The organism is Alkalihalobacterium alkalinitrilicum, assembly GCF_002019605.1.
Classification (GTDB): domain Bacteria; phylum Bacillota; class Bacilli; order Bacillales; family Bacillaceae_F; genus Alkalihalobacterium; species Alkalihalobacterium alkalinitrilicum.
This window is the reverse complement of record NZ_KV917368.1, coordinates 1,871,240-1,883,124: the sequence shown is the minus strand read 5'-3', so window position 1 is coordinate 1,883,124 and position 11,885 is coordinate 1,871,240. Positions and strand designations below refer to the sequence as shown.

The following is an 11,885-nucleotide window of genomic DNA, read 5'->3' as shown; positions in this document are numbered from 1 at the left end:
TTACTCGACCGCTTGAATTCTTTCAATATAAGCTCCATATTTTTCAGCGTGTTTTTCATAAACAGGTTGGACAAGTTCACGGAAAGCGTCTAAATTAAGATCTTCGCTATCGATAATTTCCACACCGTTATCCAATAAATTTTGCTTTTGTTCTGCCTCTAAGCCTTGAGAAATGTCACGTTGAATTTGAGCAAACTCTTTACCTAAATTAATAATCACTTCACGAATGTCCTCAGGTAATGTCTGGTATAGTTCTTCATTCATTAAGAGTGTGGCAGATGCGTAATACAGTCCTGCTTCAGAAAAATATTTCGTTTGCTCGTAAACATTTGTACTCCAGATTACACCATATGAAAAATCTGAACCATCAATTACGCCTTGTTGCAAGCCACCATAAACTTCTGGGAATGCCATCGGTGTCGCATTCGTTCCTAACGTGCTATACGTATCGAGTAGAAGTTCACTTTCAATTGTACGCATCTTTAATCCTTTTAAATCTTCAGGAGATTTTATTGGTTTTACATTATTAGCTAAATGACGTTGGCCATTTTCCCAAAATGCAATTCCTTTTAACCCTGCTTCTGACATCTTTTCTAAAATTTCTTGACCGATATCTCCATCTAACGTTTTATATACATGGTCTAGGTCTCTAAATAAAAACGGGAATTCAATGGCAGTTACATCAGGAACAAAGTTACTTACGACTCCTGTAGTGATAACACTCATATCAAGTGTTCCTAATTGAACGCCTTCTAATAATTCTCTTTCGCCCCCTAAGGCCCCATTACCAAAAATTTCAAACTGAACTTGACCGTCTGTAGCTTCCTCAACAGCTTCTGCATAAGCTTCAAAACCTAATGCATAAGCTTCACCAGGTGGTGCAATATGTCCGACTTTCAATGAAATGACTTCACCAGTTTCAGTTTCAGCACTAATATCTACCTCACTAGTCTCGTTTGTTTCAGGTGCTTCTTGTGATGCACTGTCTGACCCGCCACAAGCTGTTAGCCCAATAAGGCAAACAACGGAAGACATGATCGTTGTTAGTAACGTTTTCTTTTTCATCTTAACTGCCCCCTAAATTCTGTATAAATTGTATGTATAGTAGTTTAATTGATGTAATTCTTACTTTAACACCCAAAAGCGTTGAAGTATTGATGTGTTTAATATTATATACTACTATCAGATAATTTGCACTAGTTTTTTTGTACTTTAATAGTTTTATATGTTTTTTATTGTCGTAGCATCAAAATTTGTGTCAAATCTATGTCAAAGCATTTTTAAGTGAGATTCATCACAGAACGAAAAATATTTATTTGATATAGTAAGTCTAAAGGATGTGGTGGTAATGAATTTAGTCGATCGTTTTGAACGAAAACATGATTATTTGCGGATTTCGGTAACAGATCGATGCAATCTCCTTTGTCATTATTGTGTTCCAAATGGTAGCCATGATTGTACGAGCTTTCATCGTTTGTTAACAGATGATGAAATTATCAATATAGTTCAGGTGGGTGCCGATTTAGGAATAAAAAAAATTTGTATCACTGGGGGAGAACCACTCGTTCGTAAAGGACTTCCACAATTAATAGGGAAACTCAAGCAAATTGATGGAATAGAAGATATTGCGTTAACGACAAATGGAGTGTTTTTAGCAAAATACGCTCATGAGTTAAAAAAAGCAGGCTTAAATCGAATGAATATCAGTTTAGATACTCTAAATGAAGAAAAATACACGAGGATTACTAGAAATGGAAAACTACAGAACGTATTAGAAGGTATTCAAGCAGCAATCGAGTATAACTTTCAGCCGATTAAGTTAAACGTTGTGTTATTAAAAGATTATAATGTTGATGAAATCGAAACGTTTTTACGATGGACAATGAAAGAAAACGTACAAATTCGATTTATTGAATATATGCCTATTGGTGACCAACAATCCGAATGGTCTAATCAATATCAATCTTTATCGATCGTAGAAGATGTGGCTCGAACGATCGGTGACTATGTTGAACATAAGCGCCAACAAATGGCAGGGCCCGCTCGCGTTTATTCTTTTCAAAATGCTAAAGGAAGTTTCGGCTTGATCCATCCGATTTCAAATGAATTTTGTACTTCGTGCAATCGACTACGGTTAACCGCAGATGGTCATTTGAAGTCGTGCTTATTTTGGGAGTCAGAAGTACCAGTCAAACAGATTGCTTATGACAAAGATGAGTTAATTGAAGCCTACAAGCGAGCTTTGTTCTTAAAACCGAAAAACCATGAAATGGGGCAATCGCTGTATCAACAAGGAACCCCAACGACAAGAGTAATGTCGGCTATTGGTGGATAAATGTCTGTCCTTGTTTAGCCGACAATAAGACTCTTAATGAATTCACTTCATTTTATTACACTGACAATCAGTAAAGTCCCCTAACTTATTCAGAGGCCACTGAAAAACTTCCGTTTTTCAAGATGAAAGAATAAACACACAAAAAAGAGACGTTCCTATATCCATTAAATGGATAAGGGTGTCTCTTTTTGCTTATAATTTAAGTCAATCCCATACTATAGTTATCCAATTAACTTCAGAATTCTTTTCAAATTCACCGTAAACATAGCCATGGCTCCCTGAATCTCCATGCCAACGAGACCCGAAGATGACGCTACATCATACCCGTGCCGGTGTTTTAATTCACTATTTTTTGCTTCTATTTTATAACGCTCTGAGGATTTTTCTTTAAAGTAATCACTTTCTTGAAAAGCTATTTGTTCTGTGTGTACATCCGATTTAATTGTAACAGAATATGTTTTGGCTTTTGCTCCTTCCTTATAACAGCCATCTTTTAATGGACACACCTTACATTTTTCTATATCAAAGTAATATGTGTGTTTTTGGTTTTTCGCTACACCTTTTTTTCCAGTTCGTGCTTTCCTGATAGCCATGTGTCCAGCCTTACAAACATACATACCAGCATCTTTATTAAACTCAAATTCATCTTCTTTTTTTCGATTACCTTGAGTGACAACAGGGTTGAGTTTAGCTACTAACTTCATTTCGTTTGTTTTTGTATATTCAATATTTCCTTTTTCCGAATAAGCTGCATCACCAATCACAGTATCAACTTCCATACCTGCTTCCATACTTTTTTCAATTAAGGTTTCTAGTTGCTTTCCGTCATTCTTTTCTCCTGTTGTGATAACTGCTGCAGTAATAATTCTTTCTTCACTTAAGGAAATGTGTGTTTTATAACCAAAAAATGCTGAGTCCGATGTTTTATGTCCTGTTTTAGCATCTTCATCTTTGGATAATTGTAGATGTTCAATATCATCAGCTATCGTTTCTTTAAGTAGGTTTAATGTTTCTTTCACCTTGGGGAATTCACAGATAGTCTCTTCTTTTTCAATGACTTTAATTAGCTTTTCACAATACTCAATTTGATCTTCTAATACATCTGATGTTGTTTTGGTTGGGAATTTACTTTTCATTGTTTCATCTATTTGATAAATGGTCTTTCTTAGATTTTTAGAGCGATCAATCAGCACTTCTTTAGCTGATTTTTGGTTGTAACGAGACTTAGTATGGGTAGCATCTACAATGATAGATTTACTTTTTATAATTTCTTTTTCGATTGCGATCTCAACAGTTTTATTGATTAGCATGTCTAATAAATTTACATCCTTTAATCGCAGTTTTCGAAACTTCGTTAAGGAACTTGGATCAATCACTGGATCTTCTGGCGCCATATCTAAAAAATATTTGAATGACATATCATATTTTGAGCGTTCGACAATATCAATATCTGATACGTTGTGGATACATTTTAATAATAAGTATTTGAACATGCGAATAGGATGGATCGCATTACGTCCATTATCTAGGCAATATTTATCTACTAATTCTTCATATACAAAAGAAAAATCGACTAAGTCATTGATTTTTCTTAAAACATTATCCTTCGGTACTACTATGTCATAAATCGCCATATAAGGACTTAAGTTTACTTGTTGATGTTGAATCATCGTATCCACCCACTCAAATTTGATATTTTAATTATACAGCAAAAAAGATATAGCACTCTCAAATAATTGAGGTGCTATATCTTTTATTATTTCAGGTACTTTTTCAGTGGCCTCCTTATTCACTATGGGAACTTTACGTTAATTCCTCATAGTATTGTTAGATTAAGTTAGGAGGCTGACTCTTTTATTGGGACAGCCTCATTTTTTGTAATTAATAGTATAAGAGGTCTTAAAGCATACATTGCTTTAATATTAAAAAAAGAAAGTCACAACTTGGAAAAAAATACTAGGGACACTTCCCCCAGAAATACAACATATATGGTAATAAAACATAGAAAGAAGCCGCTACTTTTTTTCCTTAAGAGCGGCTTTTTTCTTATAAAGTTTCTTGTTTTCATATGGCTAATTCACACTAGCTTTAGTTACCGTTAATTCTTCAACTTTACAAGCTAAGTCATTGTAGTGAATAAATAAATTAGATGTTTCATCATAAATCGTAGGGACTTCGCCATTTTCGTTTGGAATGGACATTGGAAGTGATGCTAGTACGGTTGTATCCAATGTTTTTGCTAACGTGTTGCCGCCACCTTTGCCAAAAAGATAGTATTTTTCAGCATTTTCAATTGGAGGCGAGAAATAGGACATATTTTCAATAACGCCTAAAATTTCATGGTTTGTATTTTGAGCCATTGTTCCAGCGCGTTCGGCTACATGTGTAGCGGTCGGATGTGGTGTCGTAACGATAATTTCCTTACAGTTAGGGAGTAAGTGGTTGAGATCTAGAGCAACGTCTCCCGTTCCTGGTGGCATATCTAAAATAACATAGTCTAGTTGTCCCCAAATTACATCTTTGAAAAAGTGTTCAACCATTCGTCCGAGCATTGGTCCCCTCCAAACTATCGGGTTGTTTCCTCGAACCATAAAACCTGTCGACATGACACTTAATCCATGAGAACCAACAGGAATAATTTTGTTATTAATTGTTTTCGGTCGATCTGTAATGTTTAACATTTTCGGCACACTAAATCCATAAATATCTAAATCTATGATAGCCACTCTTTTATTTAAGCGCGTTAAAGCAAGAGCTAGATTAACCGAAACCGTTGATTTTCCCACTCCACCTTTACCACTAGTAACAGCAATTACATTTCCAGTAATCATCTTTTTTCACTCCTAATTTTTGATGTACATGAGGTACGATTTTATTTTATTACCATTTGGCTAATTAGGATGTGACTTTTCTCACAACCAAAAGTCCGAATAACGATTACAATCCTATTAAAAGTAACTAGAATTAGAGGGTGATAAGATGAAGAGAAAAAATGGCGTAACAGTAAAACTAGGGTTAATTATTTTTACTACAATATTTATTTCAATGACAATTATTTCTATTTCTAACTATCGTATTATTTATGAAAAGGTAAAAGAAGCAGCAGCGATTGAATTGTATGGATGTGCAAACATCACGACAGGTCTTTTAAATCCAAGTGAAATTGAAGAAATCGCTCAAGGAGACTTTTCAAAGTCTGATGAAATAGGACAATTGATTAGTTGGACTGTCGATCATAAAGATATTTTTGAAACGCAATATATTTTATCGCTTGAAGGGCAAATCTTAGTCGCTGATGTCAATATGCAGGCGCAAGGTTTTCAAGCAGGAGATATGTTTTTTTTAGATGAAGAAGCTTTAAATATGATGAAATCGATGGGGCATCCGCATTATTCTGATATTTATGAATATGGCGGAATGAAACGTTTAACAGGTTATGCACCAATATTTAAAGATCATGACCCGAGTAAGGAAATGATTGCGATCAGTGCCATTGATTTTGATGCGAGCATCGTTCATGAAAGAACGTGGGATATGGTAAAAGGCGGGATTCTTTTTGGAATTATTCCCGTACTCATTTCGACAGCAGTCACGATTTGGTTTGTTGGTAGAACGATGAAACCTATTTCCAACTTTATTATATACGCAAGAAAAATTGCCCAAGGAGATTTAACAGCACCGAGATTAACGACAAAGCGAAATGATGAAATTGGTGAATTGGCGAATGACTTTAATAATATGGTCGATCAGTTAAAAGAAATTGTAGGGGATGTTTCTAAAAGTTCACAGCAGGTGGCAGGAACGTCCGAACAGTTATTTGATCAAGCCGAGCACGTAACGATGGCTACCGAACAAAACACAGAACGAATAAAAAGCATTCAAGAGGATTCTCAACAACAAGTTCGTAAATCAAATCATATTAATGAAGTAGTTACTGATATATCAAATGATATGCAAAAAGTACTCGAACGAATGAATAGCACCACAGAAGTTTCCACGCTTGCAAATCAAAAAGCAGGTACAGGTGATGAAGTTATTAAACGTGCCATTGAGCAAATGGAAATGATAAAACAAAACTCAGTTTCTATGAAAAAAACAATGAACGGCCTGGATCAAAAATCAGAACAAATTAACGAAATCATCTCCATGATTACCGCTATTGCCGATCAAACGAACTTACTCGCTTTAAATGCAGCGATTGAGGCCGCAAGAGCAGGTGATCATGGAAAAGGATTTGCCGTTGTTGCGGATGAAGTACGGAAACTAGCAGAACAATCATCATCTGCAACGAAAGAAATTAGTCATTTGATTTCCCAAATTCAACAAGAAACAACAGCAGCTGTTAAAACCTCTTCAGAAGGAGACAAGGCAGTTACTGATGGGATTTATGTAATGAACCAAGCAGGATCATCATTCCATGACATTGCAGATACGATTAATGAAATTACGAGTGATGTGTATTCAATTAGTCAAAGGCTGAAAGAAATGAATGGTGAAATTCGCAAAATTGTAGAATTAACAAAAATGATCGTCGCCATATCTGAGCGTCACGCTGACCATACAAATTTTGTTGCTGACTCGACCGAACAACAAACAGCAGCCATGCAAGAAGTAAGAGCAGCATCTAGTCAACTAACGTCGATGGCAGATAGACTACAAGAAAAAATTAACCATTTTAAACTAAAAGAATAAGTGATCAGGTAATTAATAAACTGTTGAAACATTGTGATGGAGTTCACAGTCAAATGTCATTAATTCTCTTATAGTGTAAGTAGAAGCATTATTTTGCTGGAGAAGGAGTAGATTCGCTATGAATACACTAGAGAAGAAACTGACTTACGATCAATTTCCTTTCATCGTTATATGGGAAGTCACAAGAGCATGTGCATTAAGATGTCTTCACTGTCGCGCAGAAGCACAATATCAAGCGGACCCTAGACAGCTATCTTTTGATGAGGGAAAAAAAGTAATCGATCAAATCGCTGAGATGAATAACCCACTGTTTGTATTTACAGGCGGAGACCCTCTTATGCGACCTGATTTATTTAAATTAGCTCAATATGCGATTAATGAAAAAAAATTAGCGGTGTCAATGACGCCGAGTGCAACACCTAAAGTAACACAAGCGGCTGTTGAGCAAGCAAAAAACGTCGGGTTATCGAGGTGGGCATTTAGTTTAGATGGATCGAATGCTGAAATCCATGATTACTTTAGAGGCATCAACGGTTCTTTTGACCGTACGATGAAAGGAATTTCTTATTTAAAAGAATTGAACATTCCTATTCAAATTAATACAACGGTCTCGAATTATAATATTGATGATTTAGAACGAATTAGTGAAAAAGTAAAAGAAATGGGCGCAGTCCTTTGGAGCTTATTTTTCTTAATTCCGACAGGACGAGCACAGCAAAAAGACATGCTGACACCAAAGCAACATGAAGAAGTGATGAAGTGGTTAGTAACTGTTCAAGAAAAAATGCCATATCACGTTAAAGCGACAGAAGCCCCTCATTATCGTAGGGTATTTTTTCAAAATCAAAAAGGGGCTGGCCCCCAAGGCAATATACAACATTCAGGAAGTGACCCTAACGGCATTAAAAAACCAGTCAAACATGTCGATGTTCTTGGACGAGCCCCAAAAGGCGTAAATGATGGAGATGGTTTTGTCTTCATTAGTCATATTGGGGATGTATACCCGAGCGGTTTTTTACCAGTAAAATGTGGCAATGTCCGCGAGCAGTCATTGCTAGATATTTACCAGAATTCATCTGTTATGAAAGAGTTACGTGATAAATCTTTATTAAAAGGAAAATGCGGACTTTGTGAATACAAAGAGATATGTGGAGGCTCTAGGGCACGTGCCTTAGCGGTGCATGGCGATTACTTGGAAAGTGATCCAAGTTGTGATTATATTCCTGCAGCATTGGTTCAATAGGCCTGTGTGGCATGCTCCAAGAGTTTCAATCTTTGATTGAGGCTCTTTTTTATCCCGTAACAACTGGCAGTAATAGTTAGGATTTTCATTAATCATTTCATCAAATGTGTCACAAAGTTCACATCTTCTTCCTATCATGCTTTGCCCCTAGTAAATACAAGCCTTTTACTAAAAAAAGGCGAGCTGAAATCTTTCTGCCATTATTTTGTCACGATATTTTCTATCCTCGTGTGAAAAAATTCACAGTGTCAAAATCGCGTAGCCTCTACAATAAATTTAACAAAACAAATTGTGATTTAGCACAGGGGGAGTGACTAGGATGAACCAATTGGAAAGATCCTTTTATTCAAAAACAAGCATGTATGCTTTTATTGTTGTCTTAGTATTAATTTTTACGATGTGGATAGGGACGAAACAGTTTACGCACGTAGATATGATGCTTTTCGGATATCTCATTTCGTCGTTCGTATTTGCAATTGGATTGACTGTAAGAATTTGCTCATGGGTGATCCGTCCAGCAACACACCAAGTCATTAAACGCACGATCAAAAATTTAAAAACAAGAAAAAGACAGAAACGTAACGTAAAAGCAATAGCAAAAACATTAGTGGATAATATTATTTTTCAAAAGTTTATCTTTAAGCGCGGAATTTATCGTGGAATTCAACACTGGCTTGTAGCTTGGGGCTGTATCGGTTCCTTTGGGATCACCTTCGGACTAACGTTCGGATGGGTGCACTTTAGTCTCGTTGATCCTGAAACGTATCAAATCGTTGTCTTTGGGATACCAACGCTACAAATGGCAGCAAATGGACTATTTGCGGAACTTGTTTACAACGGCTTAAATATTACTGCATTAATGGTACTAGCTGGGGTCGTAATGATGATGATCCGTCGAGCAAAAGACAAAAACGTACAAGTAGGACAACGATTTGAATTTGATTTGTTTCCATTATATATGCTGTTAGCTGTAACAGTATCTGGATTGGTTTTAACGCTTTCTTATAAATTTATGGGTGGCTATATGCACCAATATTTAACACTTATTCATCAAGTAACAGTCGTCATCTTTCTCGTCTACTTCCCATTCGGAAAGCTGTTTCATTTACCAATTCGTCCATTAGCGGCAGCTGTACCAATGAATTACCAAGAACAGCTTCAAGTTGATACTCGACCATGTAAAAAATGTGGCACGTCTTATAGTAGTGACGATCAAATTGATGATGTAAAAGACATTTTAGGAGCACAAGCATTTGATTTACAACTGAAAGATGGATCGTATTTAGCTGATTATTGTCCATCTTGCCGTAGAAGAATGCGAGTCATGAGTCAATTAAATCTAGAAAATGCAGCTGGAAATCCATTTGGGCCGATCCAAACGAATAACGGTATTCATATACCTGGGTTTGGTCGCAAACGTACAGAAGACTTTTATGATCGAACAAATGAGGGGGAGAAGTAAATGACAGATTATCTTGTAAAAGACGGAGTTAAAAACTTAATTCATGAAGGTGAAAAGCTAATAACAACTCATTGTTGTTATTGTGGAATGCAGTGTGGAATGCATATTCGTTTAGATGAAAAAACAAATAAAGTTGTTGGTGTTGAACCTCGTTATGATTGGCCAGTAACATTAGGAAAAATGTGTCCTAAAGGTGTGACAGCATACCAAACGATTGATCATGAGGAGCGAATTACAAAACCTCTGATCAAAAAGAACGGACAATTTGTAGAAGCGACTTGGGATGAAGCGCTTGACCTTATTGAGAAGAACTTTAAAAAGCTTCAAAAAGAACATGGAAAAGATGCGCTAAGTGTATTCGGTGGTGTATCGATGACAAACGAAAAATGTTACCTCGTTGGTAAATATGCACGAGCGGTATTAGGTACTCGTTACGTGGATTACAATGGCCGTTTCTGTATGAGTTCGGCTGCAGGTGGGTTTATGGCAACCCTTGGAACCGATCGAGGTTCAACTTTACCTTGGCCAGAGTTAGAGCATACCGATTGTTTCTTTATGGCAGGGTCAAACACAGCAGAATGTCACCCAACGAGTATTCAATGGTTATGGAAAGCAAGAGATAAAGGAGCAAAGATGATTGTAGCTGATCCGCGTGAAACACCAACCGCTCGAATTGCCGATGTTCATCTCGATTTAAGACCTGGAACAGATGACACATTAGCTAGTGGAATGCTTCACCTTCTTATCAAAGAAGGGTATGTAGATGAAGCATATGTGAATGAGCGTTGTAACAATTATGAAGAATTGAAACAAGCTGTCGAGCATTTTACTCCTGAATTTACATCTGAAATCACAGGAATTACGATTGAAAAACTTGTGAAAGCAGCACATATCTTTGGACGATCTCCTCGTTCCGTTGTCATGTTTGCTCGTGGAATTGAACAGCAATCAAAAGGTGTCGACAATGTACGTCTTTACACATCAATGGCACTATTAAGAGGACAAATTGGCAAATTTGCCTCAGGTGTAGCTACTTTTACAGGTCAAGCGAACGGTCAAGGAGGACGTGAGCATGGTCAAAAAGCAGATGCATTACCAGGTTATCGTAAAATATCAGATCCTGAAGCGGTAAAATACGTGTCTAGCGTATGGGGTATTGACCCTGCAGATATGCCAAAAGCAGGAGTATCTGCTTATGAGATGTTTGATGAAATTGAAGAAGGGCGCATTCGCGGGATGCACGTGATGTGTAGTAACCCAGCCGTATCTGCACCTAACCTTGAACATATTTGGAATGGATTTAGAAAATTAGATTTCTTAGTCGTGAGTGACTTCTTTATGTCAGAGACAGCGGAATTTGCTGATGTTATTCTTCCAGTTACTTCTTGGGCAGAAGATGAAGGAACGACAACAAACCTCGAAGGTCGTGTGATTCGTATTCGTAAAGTAAAAGATCCAATTGGTGAGTCAAAAACAGATTGGCAAATTATGAAGGTGATCGCAGAGCGTATGGATAAAGGTCATTTATTTAACTATAACAATCCACGTGAAATCTTTGATGAGTTCCGTTTAGCATCTAAAGGTGGTAAAGCGGATTATTACGGAATTACGTATGAACGAATTGATAACGAAGACGGAGTATTTTGGCCTTGTCCTTCTGAGGATCATCCTGGAACACCGACGATGTTTAAAGAAAAATTTGGAACACCAGATGGTAAAGCTATTCTTCCAATCGTTGACTACCGCGACTCAGGTGAAGTACCCGATGAAGAGTTCCCATTGTATTTAACAACTGGACGCGTAGTCTTCCACTTTTTATCAGGAAGTCAAACGAGACGAACGAAATTTTTAATGGAGCAATGCCCAACACCATATGCGGAAATGCACCCAGCCCTTGCTAGTCAATATGGACTTGCGAATGGAGACAAAGTGACATTAACAACAAGGCGTTCAGAAATGGAGTTGGATGTACGCTTAACAAAAGCAATCCGAGAAGATACTGTATTTGTTCCTTACCATTGGGGAAAAGAACTTGCGATTAACCAGTTAACTAACCCAGCATTGGATCCAGTTTCAAGAATGCCTGAATTTAAAGTATGTTCGGTAAAAATGAAAAAGGCCTTAAACGAAACGAAATAGAGGAGTGTTTGCAA

At 36.9% G+C, this 11,885-nt stretch carries 8 protein-coding genes; 5 read left to right on the top strand and 3 right to left on the bottom strand.

Annotated features, from left to right (window positions below):
- Window positions 1–1,065, bottom strand: coding sequence for a TRAP transporter substrate-binding protein DctP (gene dctP / locus BK574_RS08710; RefSeq protein WP_078428335.1), 1,065 nt, complete (start codon window positions 1,063–1,065; stop codon window positions 1–3).
- 283 nt (window positions 1,066–1,348) lie between these two features.
- On the opposite strand from dctP, the gene moaA reads away from it, so the two are divergent.
- Window positions 1,349–2,335, top strand: coding sequence for a GTP 3',8-cyclase MoaA (gene moaA / locus BK574_RS08705; protein ID WP_078428334.1), 987 nt, complete (start codon window positions 1,349–1,351; stop codon window positions 2,333–2,335).
- A 221-nt stretch (window positions 2,336–2,556) separates the two neighbouring features.
- Here moaA and BK574_RS08700 read toward each other — a convergent pair whose 3' ends face one another.
- Both BK574_RS08700 and BK574_RS08695 read right to left on the bottom strand, forming a co-directional pair.
- Window positions 2,557–4,005 (bottom strand): IS1182 family transposase, encoded by a 1,449-nt coding sequence (locus BK574_RS08700; protein ID WP_078427101.1) that lies wholly within the window; start codon window positions 4,003–4,005, stop codon window positions 2,557–2,559.
- 402 nt (window positions 4,006–4,407) lie between these two features.
- Entirely contained in the window at window positions 4,408–5,166 is a 759-nt protein-coding gene (locus tag BK574_RS08695; protein ID WP_078428333.1) for a P-loop NTPase, read from the bottom strand.
- A 148-nt stretch (window positions 5,167–5,314) separates the two neighbouring features.
- Between BK574_RS08695 and BK574_RS08690 the strand changes: the two genes are divergently transcribed.
- The 4 genes from BK574_RS08690 (at window position 5,315) to BK574_RS08675 (ending at window position 11,871) form a co-directional block, all read left to right on the top strand.
- Window positions 5,315–7,027 (top strand): methyl-accepting chemotaxis protein, encoded by a 1,713-nt coding sequence (locus BK574_RS08690; protein ID WP_078428332.1) that lies wholly within the window; start codon window positions 5,315–5,317, stop codon window positions 7,025–7,027.
- Window positions 7,028–7,145: 118 nt separating this feature from the next.
- A complete protein-coding gene (locus BK574_RS08685) occupies window positions 7,146–8,270 on the top strand; it encodes a TIGR04053 family radical SAM/SPASM domain-containing protein (RefSeq protein WP_078428331.1) in 1,125 nt (374 codons plus the stop codon).
- A 319-nt stretch (window positions 8,271–8,589) separates the two neighbouring features.
- A complete protein-coding gene (locus tag BK574_RS08680) occupies window positions 8,590–9,732 on the top strand; it encodes an MFS transporter (protein ID WP_078428330.1) in 1,143 nt (380 codons plus the stop codon).
- Window positions 9,733–11,871, top strand: coding sequence for a molybdopterin oxidoreductase family protein (locus tag BK574_RS08675; protein ID WP_078428329.1), 2,139 nt, complete (start codon window positions 9,733–9,735; stop codon window positions 11,869–11,871).
- Window positions 11,872–11,885 lie beyond the last annotated feature (14 nt).